Source organism: Kribbella sp. NPDC050459 (assembly GCF_040655315.1).
In the GTDB taxonomy this organism is placed as follows: Bacteria; Actinomycetota; Actinomycetes; order Propionibacteriales; family Kribbellaceae; genus Kribbella.
This window is the reverse complement of sequence record NZ_JBFAJQ010000002.1, coordinates 518,213-534,103: the sequence shown is the minus strand read 5'-3', so window position 1 is coordinate 534,103 and position 15,891 is coordinate 518,213. Positions and strand designations below refer to the sequence as shown.

General features: G+C 70.4%; 17 protein-coding genes. 7 read left to right on the top strand and 10 right to left on the bottom strand.

What is annotated here, in order from left to right; translation table 11 throughout:
• Nucleotides 1-16: 16 nt before the first annotated feature.
• Genes AB0I12_RS08465 through AB0I12_RS08455 form a run of 3 tightly spaced genes read left to right on the top strand, consistent with a single transcriptional unit; the run spans nucleotide 17 to nucleotide 3,816 of the window.
• Nucleotides 17-1,171, top strand: coding sequence for a cystathionine gamma-synthase (locus AB0I12_RS08465; RefSeq protein WP_359926452.1), 1,155 nt, complete (start codon nucleotides 17-19; stop codon nucleotides 1,169-1,171).
• The gene (locus AB0I12_RS08460; protein WP_359926449.1) at nucleotides 1,168-2,538 is read left to right on the top strand and encodes a glutamate mutase L; all 1,371 of its coding nucleotides are present in this window, start codon (nucleotides 1,168-1,170) and stop codon (nucleotides 2,536-2,538) included. The genes AB0I12_RS08465 and AB0I12_RS08460 overlap by 4 nt, the downstream gene beginning before the upstream one ends.
• 30 nt (nucleotides 2,539-2,568) lie before the next feature.
• On the top strand, nucleotides 2,569-3,816 hold the full coding sequence (locus tag AB0I12_RS08455) for an AI-2E family transporter (RefSeq protein WP_359926447.1): 1,248 nt from the start codon (nucleotides 2,569-2,571) through the stop codon (nucleotides 3,814-3,816).
• Here AB0I12_RS08455 and AB0I12_RS08450 read toward each other — a convergent pair.
• The 9 genes from AB0I12_RS08450 to AB0I12_RS08410 form a co-directional block, all read right to left on the bottom strand.
• Nucleotides 3,813-4,598 (bottom strand): nucleotidyl transferase AbiEii/AbiGii toxin family protein, encoded by a 786-nt coding sequence (locus AB0I12_RS08450; protein ID WP_359926444.1) that lies wholly within the window; start codon nucleotides 4,596-4,598, stop codon nucleotides 3,813-3,815. The two genes, AB0I12_RS08455 and AB0I12_RS08450, sit on opposite strands and share 4 nt — an antisense overlap.
• Entirely contained in the window at nucleotides 4,595-4,945 is a 351-nt protein-coding gene (locus AB0I12_RS08445; protein ID WP_359926441.1) for a hypothetical protein, read from the bottom strand. The genes AB0I12_RS08450 and AB0I12_RS08445 overlap by 4 nt, the downstream gene beginning before the upstream one ends.
• Complete coding sequence (locus AB0I12_RS08440) at nucleotides 4,942-5,607, bottom strand: nucleotidyl transferase AbiEii/AbiGii toxin family protein (protein WP_359926438.1); 666 nt, start codon at nucleotides 5,605-5,607, stop codon at nucleotides 4,942-4,944. The genes AB0I12_RS08445 and AB0I12_RS08440 overlap by 4 nt, the downstream gene beginning before the upstream one ends.
• Before the next feature lie 79 nt (nucleotides 5,608-5,686).
• Nucleotides 5,687-6,769 (bottom strand): hypothetical protein, encoded by a 1,083-nt coding sequence (locus AB0I12_RS08435; protein ID WP_359926436.1) that lies wholly within the window; start codon nucleotides 6,767-6,769, stop codon nucleotides 5,687-5,689.
• 11 nt (nucleotides 6,770-6,780) lie between these two features.
• A complete protein-coding gene (locus tag AB0I12_RS08430) occupies nucleotides 6,781-7,362 on the bottom strand; it encodes a hypothetical protein (protein WP_359926434.1) in 582 nt (193 codons plus the stop codon).
• A 111-nt stretch (nucleotides 7,363-7,473) separates the two neighbouring features.
• Nucleotides 7,474-7,788, bottom strand: coding sequence for a hypothetical protein (locus tag AB0I12_RS08425; protein ID WP_359926432.1), 315 nt, complete (start codon nucleotides 7,786-7,788; stop codon nucleotides 7,474-7,476).
• Complete coding sequence (locus tag AB0I12_RS08420; RefSeq protein WP_359926429.1) at nucleotides 7,785-8,372, bottom strand: hypothetical protein; 588 nt, start codon at nucleotides 8,370-8,372, stop codon at nucleotides 7,785-7,787. The genes AB0I12_RS08425 and AB0I12_RS08420 overlap by 4 nt, the downstream gene beginning before the upstream one ends.
• A gap of 180 nt (nucleotides 8,373-8,552) precedes the next feature.
• On the bottom strand, nucleotides 8,553-10,163 hold the full coding sequence (locus AB0I12_RS08415; protein ID WP_359926426.1) for an MDR family MFS transporter: 1,611 nt from the start codon (nucleotides 10,161-10,163) through the stop codon (nucleotides 8,553-8,555).
• Nucleotides 10,160-10,780 carry a MarR family transcriptional regulator gene (locus tag AB0I12_RS08410; RefSeq protein ID WP_359926423.1) on the bottom strand — a complete coding sequence of 207 codons (621 nt, stop codon included), beginning with the start codon at nucleotides 10,778-10,780 and terminating at the stop codon, nucleotides 10,160-10,162. The genes AB0I12_RS08415 and AB0I12_RS08410 overlap by 4 nt, the downstream gene beginning before the upstream one ends.
• A 239-nt stretch (nucleotides 10,781-11,019) precedes the next feature.
• On the opposite strand from AB0I12_RS08410, the gene AB0I12_RS08405 reads away from it, so the two are divergent.
• Together AB0I12_RS08405 and AB0I12_RS08400 are read left to right on the top strand one after the other, a co-directional pair.
• Entirely contained in the window at nucleotides 11,020-11,793 is a 774-nt protein-coding gene (locus tag AB0I12_RS08405) for a type II CAAX endopeptidase family protein (protein WP_359926421.1), read from the top strand.
• Complete coding sequence (locus AB0I12_RS08400; protein WP_359926418.1) at nucleotides 11,790-12,518, top strand: SDR family oxidoreductase; 729 nt, start codon at nucleotides 11,790-11,792, stop codon at nucleotides 12,516-12,518. Before AB0I12_RS08405 ends, AB0I12_RS08400 begins: the two co-directional genes overlap by 4 nt.
• Here the strand turns inward: AB0I12_RS08400 and AB0I12_RS08395 are convergent.
• The gene (locus AB0I12_RS08395) at nucleotides 12,500-14,074 is read right to left on the bottom strand and encodes an amidohydrolase family protein (protein WP_359926415.1); all 1,575 of its coding nucleotides are present in this window, start codon (nucleotides 14,072-14,074) and stop codon (nucleotides 12,500-12,502) included. The genes AB0I12_RS08400 and AB0I12_RS08395 overlap by 19 nt on opposite strands.
• 58 nt (nucleotides 14,075-14,132) lie before the next feature.
• On the opposite strand from AB0I12_RS08395, the gene AB0I12_RS08390 reads away from it, so the two are divergent.
• Nucleotides 14,133-14,933, top strand: coding sequence for a MerR family transcriptional regulator (locus AB0I12_RS08390; RefSeq protein ID WP_359926412.1), 801 nt, complete (start codon nucleotides 14,133-14,135; stop codon nucleotides 14,931-14,933).
• A 10-nt stretch (nucleotides 14,934-14,943) separates the two neighbouring features.
• Nucleotides 14,944-15,891, top strand: a complete 948-nt coding sequence (locus AB0I12_RS08385; protein ID WP_359926409.1) for an ATP-binding cassette domain-containing protein — start codon at nucleotides 14,944-14,946, stop codon at nucleotides 15,889-15,891.

The following is a 15,891-nucleotide window of genomic DNA, read 5'->3' as shown; positions in this document are numbered from 1 at the left end:
GCCGTACGCTGGTCCGGTGAACAGGGAACACCACTACGGCTTCGAGACGCTCGCCATCCACGCCGGGAACGAGCCCGACCCGACCACCGGTGCGGTGGTGCCGCCGATCTACGCGACCAGCACCTACAAGCAGGACGGCGTCGGCGGCCTGCGCAACGGCTACGAGTACTCGCGCTCGGCGAACCCGACCCGGACGGCGCTCGAGGAGTGTCTGGCCGCGATCGAGGCCGGCACCCGCGGCTTCGCGTTCGCCAGCGGCCTGGCCGCCGAGGACACGCTGATCCGGTCGGTGTGCGCGCCGGGTGACCACGTGGTGTTCCCCGACGACGCGTACGGCGGCACGTTCCGGCTGTTCTCCCGCGTGCTGAGCAACTGGGGTGTCGAGATGACGCCCGCCGCGGTCACCCACCCGGAGGCGATCCGGGCCGCGATCCAGCCCGGCAAGACGAAGGTCGTCTGGCTGGAGACCCCGACCAACCCGCTGCTGAACGTCGCGGACATCGCGATCGTCGCCCAGATCGCGCACGACGCCGGCGCGCTGCTGGTCGTCGACAACACGTTCGCCTCGCCGTACCTGCAGCAGCCGCTGGAGCTCGGCGCGGACGTGGTCGTGCACTCGACGACCAAGTACATGGGCGGCCACTCCGACGTGGTCGGCGGCGCGCTGATCGTGCGGGACGCCGAGCTGGCGGACAAGATCGCCTTCCACCAGAACGCGATCGGCGCCGTCGCCGGCCCGTTCGACTCGTGGCTGGTGCTGCGCGGCATCAAGACGCTCGGGGTCCGGATGGACCGGCACAGCGACAACGCGGAGCGGGTCGTCGAGTTCCTGCAGCGGCACGACTCCGTCACCCAGGTGCTGTACCCGGGCCTGGACGGGCACGCCGGCCACGAGACCGCGGCCAAGCAGATGAAGCGGTTCGGCGGGATCGTCAGCTTCCGCGTCGGGGGCGGCGAGGCGCAGGCCCTGGACATCTGCAACAAGGCCGAGGTCTTCACCCTCGGTGAGTCGCTCGGCGGCGTCGAGTCCCTCATCGAGCACCCCGGCAAGATGACGCACGCTTCGGTCGCCGGCACCCCGCTGGAGGTCCCGGCGGACCTGATCCGGCTCAGCGTCGGCATCGAGACGATCGACGACCTGCTGCTCGACCTCGATCGCGCAATGGCGTGAGTCTGGTGGTGGCGGTCGACTTCGGGTCGACCTTCACGAAGGCGGTCGCGGTGGATTCCGGCTCGGGCGAGCTCGTCGCCCGGGCCGAGCACCGCACGACGATCGGCACCGACGTCATGGACGGCTGGCACGCGTGCCGTGCCGTCCTGGAAGCAGCTGACCGGGGCGTCCGGGACGCCGAGGTGCTCGCCTGTTCGAGTGCGGGCGGCGGGCTGCGGATCGGTGTCGTGGGCAACGAGGAGCTCGTCACCGCCGAGGCGGGCAAGCGGGTCGCGCTGTCCAGCGGCGGACGCGTCGTGGCGGTCGTCAGCGGCGGGCTGACCGCGACGAGTCAGAAGGAGCTGCGCAAGGACCGCCCGGACGTCGTGCTGCTGCTCGGCGGGACCGACGGCGGCAACTCGGCCGTCCTGCTCAAGGCCGCGGAAACGCTGGCGAAGTACCGCTGGCGGAAACCGGTCGTTGTCGCAGGCAACATCGACGCCCAAGCGGAAATCACGGAAACACTGACCGCGGCGGAAGTCCCGCATGTGCTGGCGGAAAACGTCGTACCGGAGATCGGCGTGTTCGCGCCGGACAGCGCCCGCGCCGCGATCCGGGAGATGTTCCTCGCGCATGTGATCGGCGGGAAGAACCTGTCCCGGGACCCGTCGTTCGCCCGGGTGGTGCGCGCCGCGACGCCGGACGTCGTACTGCGCGGTGTCGAGGTGCTCGCCGCGCTGCACGGCGACGTTGCGGTCGTCGACATCGGCGGCGCGACCACCGATGTGCACTCGGTCATCGAGCTCGATCCCGAGGACGCGAACCTCGGCCGCGAGGTGGTCGCGACGCATCCGGTCACCAGGACCGTCGAGGGCGATCTCGGGATGCGCTGGAGCGCCGTACCGGTGGTCGCTGCGGGCGAGGAGGCGGGACTGGTCGCGGATCCCGGCGAGCTGCAGGCGGCGGCCGAGCGCCGGCGCGCGGACCCGTCGTACCTTCCGGGCAGTGACCGGGAGGCGTCGTACGACGAGGCGCTGGCGAGTGTCGCCGCGACGGTCGCGCTGCGCCGGCACGCGGGACGGCAGCGGATCGTGTTCGGGCCGGGCGGACGCGTGATCGAGCGGTCCGGGAAGGACCTGCGCGAGGTGGACCTGCTGGTCGGGTCCGGGGGAGTGCTGCGGCACAACCCGCCCGAGGTCGCGGCCCGGATCCTCGGGTCGATCGGGACGAACGCGCAGGCGGAGGGCTGGCTGGTCCCGGAACGCGCCGAGGTGTGCGTCGACACCGACTACGTGCTCGCCGCGGTCGGCCTGCTCGCCGACGACGCCCCGAAGGCCGCCGAAGGCCTGGCCGCCCACATTCATGGAACGAGCCGCACCGGGCACTAGTCTCGTCATCACCAAGCCTGCGGAGGTGGGATGAGCGAGACGGGGCGGGACCGGGCCGAGGACCGCGACGAGTCGAGTCCGGTGGCGGACAACGACGTGCTGGAGTCGTCGAGCGCCGAGCCGGCGGCGCACTCGGTGCCTTCGGAGCCCGCGGCGCGCAAGAAGGTGGATCACGGCGTGACGCCGGCGATGGAGATCGCCAGCGCCTGGGCCTGGCGGTTCCTGGTGATCGTGGCGGCCGTCGGCGTGATCGGCTACGGGATGCGGTACCTGTCCGAGGTCGTCGTACCGGTGACCGTCGGCGTCCTGCTCACCGCGCTGCTGGTGCCCGTCACCACCGGCCTGCAGAAGCTTCGCCTGCCGCGCGGACCGGCGGCCGGGATCACGGTGATCGCGACGATCATCGTGCTCGCCGGCCTGCTGACGCTGGTCGGCACGCAGATCGCCGGGCAGTTCGAGGACCTGTCCAACCAGGTCGGCGAGGGTGTGCAGAAGATCCGCGACACGGCCCGGATCAACTTCGGTCTGACCGACGCCGACATCACCAACCTGTTCAAGCAGGTCCGCGAACAGATCACGTCCGGCGGCGCGCTCGGCCAGCAGGCGGCGGCGGTCGGTACGACGGCGACGCACGTGGTGGCCGGGCTGTTCATCTCGCTGTTCTGCCTGTTCTTCTTCCTCTACCAGGGCGAACAGATCTGGTCCTGGCTGGTCCGGCTGTTCCCGCGCCGGGCCCGGGACAAGGCCGACTCGTCCGGCCGGAAGGCGTGGGTGTCGCTGACCGCGTTCGTCCGGGCCACGGTGATCGTCGCCGCGGTCGACGCGATCGGGATCTCGCTCGGGGCCGCGATCCTCGGCCTGCCGCTGGTGAGCGCGATCGGCATCCTGGTGTTCGTCGGCGCGTTCATCCCGGTCGTCGGCGCCCTGGTCAGCGGGATCGTCGCCGTCCTCGTCGCGCTGGTTGCCAAGGGCCCCATCGTCGCGATCATCATGCTCGCGGTCGTGATCGGCGTCCAGCAGCTCGAGGCGCATGTGCTGCAGCCGTTCCTGCTCGGCCGCGCGGTCAGCGTGCACCCGCTGGCGGTCATCCTCGCCATCGCCACCGGCGTGGTCATCGCCGGCATCGTCGGCGCCCTGGTCGCGGTCCCGACCGCAGCCGTCCTCAACACCATCGTCAACCACCTGGCCGGCAACGACGTCGACCCCGAACCCCCCAGACCGCTCCCCAGACGCCGCAACCACCAGGGAGCCACCGACGACTCCCCGATCGTCGACTAACTGCCCCGCTCGCCCTTCGACCGCTCCTGGCTGAGGGAGTGCCCGGTCCGTCCGGCCGCGCCGCTCGTGCCGGCGGCCTGCACCTGGCCGGGCATCGCCTGGCCGGAGTTCAGCAGCCCGACCGACTTGTCGATGTCCGGGTTCGCCTCGCGGGTGCGGATCTGGTTCGCCCAGGCGCCCATCCGTCCCCGCAGCCCGGCGGTCTGCTCGGCGTCGAGCCCGTACTTGGCGTATTCCGCGTCCGGGATGCGCTGGGCGTCGTCGAGCAGACTGGCGAACATCTGCCGGTCCATCGGGGACGCCTCCCGGGCGTCGGCCAGCTGGAGCAGATGGTCGGTCGAATACCCGGCCTGCATGGCGGCGTCGACGTCCACGAAGTCCTTGGCCTCGCCGCGGGTGTAGATCGAGGCCGCCTTCGAGCCGACCGCGTCCTCGACCGAGATCACCGGGCCGACCTCGGAGTCCACCGGCGGTTTGGCGCGAAAGTCCTTGCCGAAGTCGATCTGCGCCTTCTCCTCGCCCCTGGCGACCTCGATGCGGGCGTGGTGCGGCCCCTGGCGGATGATCTCCGTGCTGTAGCCCTGTTCCTCGAACGCCGCCCGGGCGTCGTTCATGGTCTCGCCGACGTCCTGGTTCATCTGGTTGGTGAACAGGTCGATGTCGTCGGACTGGCGGCTGCCGATGCCGTGCTGTGCGAGGGCGTTGCCGCCGGCCAGCGCGAAGCCCTTGTCGCGGAGGGCGTCCAGAGCGATCCGGGTGGCGCGTTCGTGCTCCGGCTTCATCCTCGGGTTCCGTTGCCCGCGGCAAGCTGCGGGAAGGCCTGGTTCCACAGGTCCGCGCAGCGGCGCGGGAGCCGGAGCCGCGGCCAGAGGGCGACCAGGATGTCGCGACTGAGGTACTGCGTCAGGTCGTCCTGCGTCGACGCCTCGCTGATCACCTTGCTGTACAAGGCGGTGGCTTCGTCGATGTTCGACAGGTCGTACCGGCCGTTCGGTCCCCAGTCGAGGCGCGTGGGCAGGTCGATGACGCCTGCGGTCGGCCCCTGGAGCAGGTCCAGTGACTCGGGGACGACGTACGGGATCATCGACGCGTAGGTGTCGCCCGGCTGCGCCTCGTGCTTGTCACTCATGAGGACATCGTCCCAGATGACCCGTCCACCGGGTGGTCGGTGAGCGCCGCGGCCCAGTCGGCCGCCGTACGCCGGATGCGCGCGATCTGCTCCGGAGCAGCGCCGTAGCGGAGGAAGCCGGCGTCCGGGAGACGGGCGCCGGCCCGCAGCTGGCCCGCGAACATCTGCCGGTCCAGCGGGGTGGCCTCGCGGTGGTCGGCCAGCTCGAGCAGCCTGCTCCGGTCGTATCTGCCGCTGTCGAGGACGAACTGGACGTCGATGAAGTCGCGAGGCTCGAGCCGGGAGTACACGGCGCCGACCTTGCTGCCGATCGCATCCGCCTCGGACAGCACCGGACCGATCTGCAGCGGCACCGGAGGCTGCTGCCGGTGATCCACACCCAGGTCGGCCTTGGCGCTCGACTCGACCACGAGCCGGGCGAACAGCGACGCCCGCCGCGCGACCTCGGTATCGAGGCCGGCTGACCGGAACGCGGTGACCAGGTGCTCGACGGACTCGGTGAAATGCGCCGGGTCGAGGTCGTCGGTGAAGAGGTCGATGTCGTCGGACTCGCGGTGGCCGAAGCCGTGGGCCTGGAGGGCGTAGCCGCCGGCGAGGACGAATCCGCGGTCGGCGAGGGCCTGCAGGCCGACGGTGGCCATCCGGGTCTGCAGCGGATTCATGGGCCCAGTCTGCCGTGCGAACAAGCGAAGACGCCGCCGAGCCAGGCCCGGCGGCGTCTGTTCGGGTTCGGGTCGGGTGTCAGCCCTTGCCAATGCCCTTGTTGTCGGCGTTCTTCTGCAGAGTTGTGGTGGCGGCCTGCTCGGTCGCAGGGGTCTGGGTGCCCTGGCCCTGGTTGACGGCCTGCCCGGCCGGTGCCAGACCACCGAGGGCGTGCGCCTGGGTCTGGGCGTCCATCTGGGACTGGAGCCGCTGCGCCACGTCCTGTGCGGCTGCCAGCCGGGCTTCCAGCGTGCCGCCGGTCATGATGCGGCTGTGCTGCTGACTCAGGTGCGCCAGATCCTGCGTTGTCACACCCGGCATGTTCCCGTCGAACCGTGCCATGGCGATGGTTGCGCGGGCGCCTTCGGAAGCCCTGCTGACACGGCCTTTCTGGGCCTGGAGCCAGCGCCCTGCCCGGTCACGGAGATCGCGGCCGGCGTCCATCGCACGTCCGCCGAGCTCTGTCGCCCGGTCGACCTGCCGACCACCGAACGCGGCCGCCCGGTCGACCTGCTGGCCGCCCCACTCGCGGCCGGCCTGGATGCCGCGGCCGGCCGCTTCGACGCCGGCCTGGTAGGCACCGGCGGCCTGCTGGCCGAACTCCGCTGCCCGGTCGATCTGCCGGTCGCGGAACGCGGCGGCGCGGTCGACCTGCTGGCCGCCGAACGCGGCGGCCCGGTCGATCTGCTGACCGGCCCATTCGCGACCGGCCTGGGCCTGCTGACCGGCCCACTCACGCCCGGCCTGCAGACCCTCACGCCCGGCCTGGATCTGCTGGCCACCCCATTGGCGACCGGCCTGGATCTGCTGGTCGGCCCATTCGCGGCCGGCGTTCAGGTACTGACCGGCCTGGCTCTGCAGGCGCTCGGCCATGTCGCTCAGGCGCTGCGTCTCCCGGTCGAAGACTGCCTGGACCCGAACGGTGGCGCTCAGGACCTTGTCGTTCACCTTGTCCTTGAACGGCACCTTCTGGGCCTGCTTGATGAGGCGATCGAACTGTTCCTTCTCCAGCGCGGCCAGCCGGCCGAGGTTCTCGAAGTTCTGCTGGGGCTGGCTGGCCAGCCAGTCCAGGGTCTCGGTCCAGGTGCGTTGCGGCTGCGGGCCTTCGGTGGGCTGCGACATATCTCGGACTCCTAGTCGATGTAGACCGCGTAAGTGACGCCCACCGCTTCGGTCAGCGGGTCCCGCGTCGGCTTGCTGCTGAACAGGTGGAATTGCGCGCCCGGGCGGACCCAGGCGGCCAGGTGCCGCTTGTCGGCGCCCGCACCGGGGCGCCACTCGTCGAGGAAGTGCGGGCGGCTGTCGTCGCCCACATAGTCCGGCTCGCCGAGGTACTTGCGCGCCAGGTCGAGCATCGCCGGCCAGGCCTGGTCGAGCCCGGCCTCGGCCGCCGGGATGTCGTCGGGGCTGATCTCGTACGCCGACCAGCCGCTGTTGCGGGCGTCCGCGAACGCGAGCCCGGGAAAGACCACGACGGTGCTCCCGCGCTTGGTGGTGAATCCCCACGAGGCGAGCACGTCGTCGATCTGCTGTCCTGGCAGCAGCGGCCAGGGCTGCCAGTCGGTGACCGACGTGACGCGCTGGACGATCGCCTTGACCACCTCGGGGCCGGTCTCGTCGTTGTCCGGTCCGGCGATCGGTCGCCAGTCGGCGATCTCGGCGAAGTCGGCGATCGCTGCGGCGTCTTCGTCGAGGGGCCTGTCCTGGGTTTTCATTCCGGGCTTTGTTCCTTCCGTCAGTACTCGAGCCGTCGGCGGCAACCGTACGGCGGTAGCGGGGTCAGCATCTGGAGGGCGATGAGCCCTGGAAAGCGGACTGATCCGCAGTCAGCGGGCGGGTCCGCCGCGGTCGGGTTTGCGGGTTTCGAAGGTGCTGGACTCGGTGCGAGAGCCGTGCACATCGCCGGTCCGCGCCTGCCCCGGTGCGACCCGGGGCAGGGTTGCTGCCTGGACGCTCTTGGCGAGGTCGGGGGACAGTTCTGACGGGCCGTTCCCGCTCATCGCGGCGACCTGCCGCGACATCCGGGTCAGGGCCTCCTGCGACACGCTGCTCTCCGGTCCGGTGGCCGGCGCGACGTCGCCGTTCGCCATCTGGTCGCGGAGCGCGGTCCGGGCGGCCCGGCGCTCGTCGAGTGCTGTCATGACCCCTCCTCGTTGAGGTACACCACATAGTTGATGCCGACCGACGTCGACCTCGGCGTCGGTTTGTTGCTGTACAGGTGGATCTGCGCGCCCGGCGGCGTCCAGACCGCCAGGTGCCGGCGGTCGGTGCCGGCGCCGGGGGCCCAGTCGTCCTCGAAACCGGTCTTGCTCTCGATTCCGACGTACGACGGCTGTCCCCAGTGCCGGCAGGCGAGGTCGAATTTCGCCGGCCAGTGCTCGTCGAGCCCGGCGGCCGCGGCATCGACGTCGGCCGGCTCGAGGGCGAACGCGACCCAGCCGCTGAACGGACTGTGCGGCAGCACCTGGTCGTCGTACACCGCGAGCTCGGTGTTGCGGCGGGTCAGGAAACCCCAGCCGTCGAGCTGGTCGTCGATCACCGTCTTGCGGTTGATCGGCCACGGCTTCCAGTTCGTCGCGGACTTCACCCGGCGGATCAGGCGGCGGACCGGCAGCGGTCCGGTCTGGCCCGCGTGCGGGCCGCCGAGGCGTCGCCAGTCGCGGACCTCGGCGATGTCGGCCATCGCGCGGTCGTCGTCGTCCAGCGGCCGGTCAAGTGTCTTCATCCGTGCGGCAGTCCCTGTCGGTTGCGGTACGTGTCGAAACTAAGTCCCCGGAGGGGTCAGGCGGACGTCCTGCTCCCGGCCTGTCCGCGGACAGAACGAGAACAGCCGCCCTGGGAAGCTTCCCAGGGCGGCTGTCGGGTAGGTCAACCGAAGTTCGGTATCGGTTCGGTCAAGCGCCGGTCAGTGCATCGCGGCGGCCGCGGAGGACTCCAGCGACTCCTCGCCCTCGGGCTTGGGGCCGTCGTTGCGGCCGGCCAGCCGCTGCTCCGGCGTGATGACCGCGAGGACCAGTGCGATCGCCAGGAACGGCAGCGAGACCAGGAACACGTCGTCCATCGCGTCGACCAGACCGTGCAGCGCCCAGCCCTTCATCGGCTGCTGGAGCAGGTGCAGTGCCTGCACGCTGTTCGCCGCGTCGGCCAGCTTGTCGACCATGCCTTGCGCGGCCTGCGGCACCAGGTCGGTCAGGTGCACCTTCAGCCGGCTGGTCAGGACCGCGCCGTACACCGCCGTACCGATCGCGCCGCCCATCGAGCGGAAGAACGTCATCGTCGAGGTCGCGGAGCCCATGTGCTGCCGGGGCACGCTGTTCTGCGCCGCGGTGACGGTGATCTGCATCGACAGACCCAGACCGGCGCCCATGACGAACATGTAGATCGCCAGCTGCCAGTACGGCGTGCTCAGGCTCAGCGTCGACAGCAGCACCATCGCGCCGCTGACCATCACCGCGGAGATGATCGGGTAGATCTTGTACCGCCCGGTCTTGCTCATCAGCTGGCCGCTCGGGATCGACGCGGAGAAGATGCCGACGATCATCGGCAGCAGCGCCAGGCCGGAGCGGGTCGGGGACAGGTCCTTGACCGCCTGCAGGTACAGCGGCAGGAAGATCAGCGCACCGAACATCGCGAAGCCGAGCAGGAACGCGAACCCGGCGTACCCGGAGAAGATCCGGCCCTTGAACAGGTCCATCGGGATGATCGGCTCGGCGACCCGGAGCTCGATGAACACGAACGCGATGGCCAGCACGACGGAGCCCGCGAGCAGGGCCAGCGTGGTGCCGGTGCCCCAGCCGTTGGACGGGCCGCTCCAGGACACGGCCAGCAGCAGCGAGGTGACGGCGGCGGCCACGGTCGCGGCGCCCAGGTAGTCGATCTTGTGCGAGCGCTTCACGTGCGGCAGCTTCAGGACGGCGCTGACGATGCCCAGGGCAACGAGACCGATCGGCAGGTTGATCCAGAAGATCCAGCGCCAGCCCGGGCCGTCGGTGAGCAGGCCGCCGAGCAGCGGGCCGGCCACCGAGGACAGGCCGAAGACGGCGCCGAAGTACCCCATGTACTTACCGCGCTCGCGCGGCGGGATCACGTCGCCGATGGTGGCGAACGCGAGCGACATCAGACCGCCGGCGCCCAGGCCCTGGACGGCGCGGAAGCCGATCAGCATCTCGATGTTCTGCGACATCGCGGACAGCACCGAGCCGGCGAGGAACGTGAGGATCGCCGCGATGAACAGCGGGCGGCGGCCGTAGAGGTCGGAGATCTTTCCCCACAGCGGGGTGGAGGCGGTCGAGGTCAGCAGGTACGCCGTGACCACCCAGGACAGCTTGTCCAGGCTGTTGAACTCACTGACGATCCGCGGCAGCGCCGTGCCCACGATGCTCTGGTCCAGGGCGGCGAGGAACATCCCCGCCATCAGTCCGCCGAGGACGACCAGGATCTGCTTGTGGGACAGGTAGTTGGGACCACCGTCGGTTGGTGCAGCGCCGCCGGCGGTGGCGGGCTCTGTGGTGCTCATCTGGTGCTCTCCAGGTTGTTGTCGGTGTTCTCGCGGGGGACGGCGGTGTTGTCCGTGTTCGGGCCGTCGGCCGCGGAGTCTTGTTCGGTACGTCGCCCGGCCGGGGCGGAGCGGCCCAGTCGCGGCGCGACTGCGGCCCAGCCCTTGTCGGCCCAGGCGGCACTGCTAGGTGGTTCGGTGAGAGCGGCGACGCCGTCCGCGAAGCGGGTCATCAGCCGCTCGAAGGTCTGCACGTCCTCCTCGGACCAGCCCTCCATGGCCGCGCTGAGCAGCTCCATCCGGTGCCGGGCGCTGGCCTCCCACTGCTCGACGCCCTGCTCGGTCAGCTCGACGCGGAACGCACGGCCGTCGTCGGGGTCGGGGGAGCGGCGGACGAGGCCGAGCTGCTCCAGGGACCGGACGTGCCGGCTCGTGGTGGAGGCGTCGAGCTCCAGCCGCGCGGCGAGGTCGGACAGCCGCAGGGCGCCGTTGCAGCGCAGCGCGAACAGCACGATGTGGGCGCTGTGGTCGATGGTGTCGCCGGGCTGCTTGGCCTTCAGCCGGCGCCCGATCCGGGTGAACGCGTGCATGACGCCCTCGATGGGGGTCTCCGGGATGTACGCGTCGTTTACTTGCATGCTGCAAGCATATACATGCTTGCGTGATACACGCAAATGACTTTCCATGATCATCAACTGAGCCGCCACTCATTTGCTCTCTGTCGCCGGGTGATCACTTTCTGCAGCCGAATCGTGGGTGTGAGTAGTAATGCGACGGTGCAGGCCGGCGTTTTGTGACGCGAGGTAGTGCTGGCCTCCCCGCCGATGGTCGGCCCAGCACCCTCGTACGACCGCCGTGGCGCCACGAGGCTGTGGCGGTGATCAAACGGCGACTGGTGGAGTTCGGGGTCATCTGTCTGGTTCTGACCTGGGCGCCGTGGGGAGTCCTCGGCGTACTGGGGGCCGATCCGGACGAGGGGGTGGGCTCGCTCGTCTTCGCGCTGGCGGCCGCGGGGCCGTCGTTGGCCGCGCTGGTGATGTGGCTGCTGCACCGTGAGCGGCGGCGCGTCGTCCGGTGGTCGTTGGCGTGGCCGGTCGCCGCCGTCGTACTGGGTGCGCTGCCGCCGCTGGTGGCTACCGCACTGATGGGAGACCTCCCGGCGTTGCCGGATCACGCTGCCTCGGTCGTCGCGGGAGCTGGAGGGGTGCTCGGCGCGGCGGCCTACACGTTCCTGGCGGGGCCGGTGTCGGAGGAGTTCGGGTGGCGCGGGTACGTGCAGCCGCGGCTGCGTACGTACTTCGGGCCGCTCGGGACGACCGCGGTGCTGGGGGCGGCATGGGGTCTTTGGCACGTGCCGCTGTATTTCTTGCCCGGCACAGGGCAGTACGACGACGGGCTGTTCACCCAGCAGGGGCTGACGTTCTTCTTGGAGCTGTTCCCGCTGACGTTCGTGATGCTGTTCGTGAGTGAGCGTCTGCGCGGCGGGGTGCCGGCCGCGATCCTGGTGCACGCGGCCTGGAACCTGACGGAGGAGCTGGTGCCTCCGCTGGGCAAGGGCGTGTGGCTGGAGTTGCTGGTCCTCACTGCGGTCGCTGCCGCGTTGCTGCCATCCTGGACGGCAGTCCGGCGAGGCAGAAGGGTGACGGCATGACGAGGGTCGCGGTAGTTACCGGTGGCGGGTCAGGGCTGGGGCGGGAGATGGCGCTGGCCTTGGCGGCGGCTGGGTTCCAGGTGTGGGTGACCGGCAGGACAGAGGCGAAGCTGAAGGAGACCGTCGACGCTGCGGGCGGGGCGGTGCGGCACGTCGTACTCGATGTGGCCGACGGTGCTGCGGTGCGGGAGTTCTTCGGCGGACTCGAGCGGGTCGACGTCCTGGTGAACAACGCGGGTATCGGCTCACCGGCCGCGGCCGTGCAGGACGTCGCGGAGGAGGACTGGCGGCGGGTGGTGGACACCAATCTGACCGGGTCGTTCCTCTGCGCGCAGGCGGCGTACGACGTGATGCTGCGGCAGGACCCGAAGGGCGGGCGGATCATCAACAACGGGTCCATCTCGGCGCACGTGCCGCGGCCGCAGGGGATCGCGTACACCGCGACCAAGCACGCCGTCACCGGTCTGACCAAGAGCCTCGAGCTGGAGGGCCGGGCGCACGGGATCACGGCGTGCCAGATCGACATCGGGAACGCCGCGACCGCGATGACCGCCCGGATGGAGCAGGGCGTGCTCCAGCCGGACGGTTCGATCGCGGTCGAGCCGACGTTCGACCCGAAGATCGTGGCCGACTTCGTCGTGCGGATCGCCGAGCTGCCGACGTCGGTCGCCGTACCCACGCTGACGGTGATGGCGGCCGGCATGCCTTATGTCGGGAGAGGGTGACGAGACAGGTCGATGTCCGTCAGGTCGTACCACCGGCCTGACGGCGGCTGTTCGAGCAGCGGGTCCTTCCAGCGCAGCCGGACCCGCTCCGGCTGTACCTCTGTCAGCACGGCCTCCAGCCAAGGCCCGTCGGTCCGGGCCCACCACGTCTCGGTGAGACTCGCCAGCCCTTCTCGCTGGACCGTCTCGACCGCGCTGTCGTGGCTGCTCACCGGACCGAGCTCCGCGCCGAACACTGTCGTCGGCAACCAGCCGCCGGTCACCGGTACGACGCGGCCGAGCAGCTCTCCGTCCTCGCGCACCACGTCTTCCGGCGATGGGAACCCCGGGAACTGCGACTTCAGAGCTGCGACGATCCGGGCCGTCGTCTCTCCCAGGAAGCGGATGCTCGCCAGCTCTCGCTCGTCGTCGTACTCACGCTGCTCTCCGCCGAGCCAGGTCTGACGGATCCGCTGGGTTGCAGTGATGTCGGCCAGTGGATCGCCGTCGACCAGCAGCAGGTCTGCGCGGGCACCGACTGTCAGCCGGCCCCGGTCCACCAGGCCGAACACCTCAGCCGGTGCACTGGTTGCAGCCACGAGCGCCTCCGCCGGTGTGAGCCCAGCACGCACAAGATGGACCAGCTCCCGGTGCAGCGAGGCTCCGAACACCAGACCGGGGTTGGGTGCGTCTGTACCGGCCAGCACCCGTACGCCGGCCTGGTGCAGCGCCAGCGTGTTGGCGCGGGCCGCCGTACCGTCCGGTGGTTCCGGCGGCATCCAGCGACGGGACTGGTGGTCCAGCACTCGTCTCCAGCGCGCGGGCATGCGCGCCATGAGCTCTGGTTCGTCCAGCAGCGGCAGGTGTCCGGACGGCCCGTTGAAGCCGTCGACGGCGACCCCCAGTGTCGCGATGACGGCTACGTCTGCCACAGCTTCGATGTCCGCCGGGGACATGAGGTCGGACGGCACATGCGCCAGTACGTCGACCCCGCACTCGACCACCTTGACCGCGCCGGCTGCCGTCGACACATGTGCGACGACCGTGAGCCCGTGGGCATGCGCCTCGTCGGTCAGCGCCTGGACGGTGCGTGAGTCGAGCGTCGGGATGTTCAGCATCGCGCCGGAGCCGTCGTCGTAGATCAGCTTCAGGTGGTCGGCGCCCTCGGCGATCCGGTCCGCGACGAACTGCTTCGCGTCCTCGGGCCCGGTGACATACGGGATCGGCGGGAACGCGATCGTCGGATGCCCGCCGGGCGCGGTCGCGCCGATGCCGGACGTGCGGAACGACGACCGCGGGGTCTCGCGGTCGATCACCTCCGGCATGCTGAACTGGTCGAGCTGCGTCGTCACGCCGTACGCCGCCGCGAGCTGGACGCACCCCGGCGCCAGGTGGACGTGCGCGTCGATCAGCCCTGGGAGCAGGGTCGCGCCGGAGCCGTCGACGAGCGTGTCGCCCGGCTGGGCGATCTCCGGGCCGCCGATCGCCGTGATGCGACCGTTCGCGACCCGCAGGCAGTCCGCGGGCAGCGCCGCGCCTCGGTCGGCCAGTCGGGTGTGCAGGATCGTGAATGCCATGTCGCGGACGCTAAAGGCTGACGTAACGTCATACTCCAGTCTTGTTTCCGGAGGTGTCGTGGAGCGCACGGTCAGCGAGGTGGCCAAGCTTGCCGGTGTGTCCGTTCGGACGTTGCGGCACTACGACGCCATCGGGTTGCTCGCACCCGGCCGCGTCGCCGCGAACGGCTACCGGTACTACGGCCGGCCGGAACTGTTCCGCCTGCAACGGATCCTGCTGCTCCGTGAGCTCGGCGTACCGCTGCCGGGGATCGCGCGGATCCTGGACGAGCAGGACGACGAGGTGGCCGCGCTCGAGGGGCACCGCGAGCAGTTGCTGCGCGAGCGGGAACGGCTGGACACGATGCTCGGTGCGATCGACCGGACCGTCGCCGCCTTGTCCGGGGACGACTCGGTGGCCGACGACGAGTTCTTCGCCGGACTGTCGCAGGCTCGAACCCGGCTGCGGGACGACCTGGCCGAGCGGTACGGGGAAGGCACGGCGGAGGGGTTCGAGAAGGCGGTGCGGGAGGCCGAGGGGTGGACGCGGGAGGACTACGAGCGGATGGGCGACGAAGGGCGTCGCCTGTTGCTGCGCATGGCCGCTGCAAGGGACCGCGGTGTTCTCCCGCACTCGGCGGAGGCGCTGGAGCTGATCGAGCAGCATTACCTCGGCGTGCTGGAGGTTTGGCCGGCTACGCCCACGACGTACTACGGGCTCGGCGATCTGCTGGTGGAGAACGCGGACCAGCGCGCCATCATCGAGCTGGTGGACCGGGACCTGCCGGAGTGGCTCGCCGCGGGGGTGCGGGCGTATGCGGTCAAGCGGCTCGGTTACCCACAGGCAAAACACCAGGAAACTGTCCGGAGGTGCGTCTAGTGTCGGTCAGGTGAGTGCTGAGCGGGAGTCACTGGTGCATGTCCGCGGCCTGCGGAAGTCGTACGGCGACTTCGAGGCCGTGCGGGGGATCGACCTGGACGTGTGGCGGGGCGAGGCCTTCGGCTTCCTCGGGCCGAACGGCGCGGGCAAGTCGTCGACGATGCGGATGATCGGCGCGGTCTCGCCGACCAGCGGCGGCACCCTGCGGATCCTCGGCCTGGACCCGGCCGCCGACGGCCCCGCGATCCGCGCGCGACTCGGGGTGTGCCCGCAGGACGACACCCTCGACACCGAGCTCTCCGTCCGGGAGAACCTGACGATCTACGGGCGGTATTTCGGTCTCAGCCGGGCCGAGTGCCGCAGCCGCGCCGACGAGCTGCTCGAGTTCGTGGCGCTGACCGACAAGGCGAAGGTCAAGGTCGACGAGCTGTCCGGCGGGATGAAGCGCCGGCTGACGATCGCGCGCTCGCTGGTCAGCAAGCCCGACCTGCTGCTGCTCGACGAACCGACCACCGGCCTCGACCCGCAGGCCCGGCATCTGTTGTGGGACAAGCTGTTCCGGCTCAAACAAGCCGGCGTCACGCTGATCATCACCACCCACTACATGGACGAGGCCGAGCAGTTGTGCGACCGGCTGGTGGTGATGGACGGCGGCCTGATCGCGGCCGAGGGCTCCCCGGCCGACCTGATCCGCGACTACTCGACGCGCGAGGTGACCGAGCTGCGGTTCGGGCCGGACGTGATGCTCGCCGACCACGACGCCCTGGCCGGCAAGGTCGAGGACCTGGCCCAGCGCATCGAGGTGCTCCCCGACCGCCTGCTGCTCTACACCGACGACGGTGAGCGCGCGGTCGCCGCCGTCCACGAGCGCGGTCTGCAGCCGGCCGCCGTTCTGGTCCGCCGCTCGACCTTGGAGGACGTGTTCCTCCGCCTGACCGGCCGAACGCTGGTGGACTGA

Bases quoted from the DNA above. Each gene is read 5' to 3' on its own strand.
- AB0I12_RS08455 (WP_359926447.1), top strand. From the start codon at position 2,569: ATGAGCGAGACGGGGCGGGACCGGGCCGAGGACCGCGACGAGTCGAGT.
- AB0I12_RS08450 (WP_359926444.1), bottom strand. From the start codon at position 4,598: ATGAAGCCGGAGCACGAACGCGCCACCCGGATCGCTCTGGACGCCCTC.
- AB0I12_RS08445 (WP_359926441.1), bottom strand. From the start codon at position 4,945: ATGAGTGACAAGCACGAGGCGCAGCCGGGCGACACCTACGCGTCGATG.
- AB0I12_RS08440 (WP_359926438.1), bottom strand. From the start codon at position 5,607: ATGAATCCGCTGCAGACCCGGATGGCCACCGTCGGCCTGCAGGCCCTC.
- AB0I12_RS08435 (WP_359926436.1), bottom strand. From the start codon at position 6,769: ATGTCGCAGCCCACCGAAGGCCCGCAGCCGCAACGCACCTGGACCGAG.
- AB0I12_RS08430 (WP_359926434.1), bottom strand. From the start codon at position 7,362: ATGAAAACCCAGGACAGGCCCCTCGACGAAGACGCCGCAGCGATCGCC.
- AB0I12_RS08425 (WP_359926432.1), bottom strand. From the start codon at position 7,788: ATGACAGCACTCGACGAGCGCCGGGCCGCCCGGACCGCGCTCCGCGAC.
- AB0I12_RS08420 (WP_359926429.1), bottom strand. From the start codon at position 8,372: ATGAAGACACTTGACCGGCCGCTGGACGACGACGACCGCGCGATGGCC.
- AB0I12_RS08415 (WP_359926426.1), bottom strand. From the start codon at position 10,163: ATGAGCACCACAGAGCCCGCCACCGCCGGCGGCGCTGCACCAACCGAC.
- AB0I12_RS08410 (WP_359926423.1), bottom strand. From the start codon at position 10,780: ATGCAAGTAAACGACGCGTACATCCCGGAGACCCCCATCGAGGGCGTC.
- AB0I12_RS08400 (WP_359926418.1), top strand. From the start codon at position 11,790: ATGACGAGGGTCGCGGTAGTTACCGGTGGCGGGTCAGGGCTGGGGCGG.
- AB0I12_RS08395 (WP_359926415.1), bottom strand. From the start codon at position 14,074: ATGGCATTCACGATCCTGCACACCCGACTGGCCGACCGAGGCGCGGCG.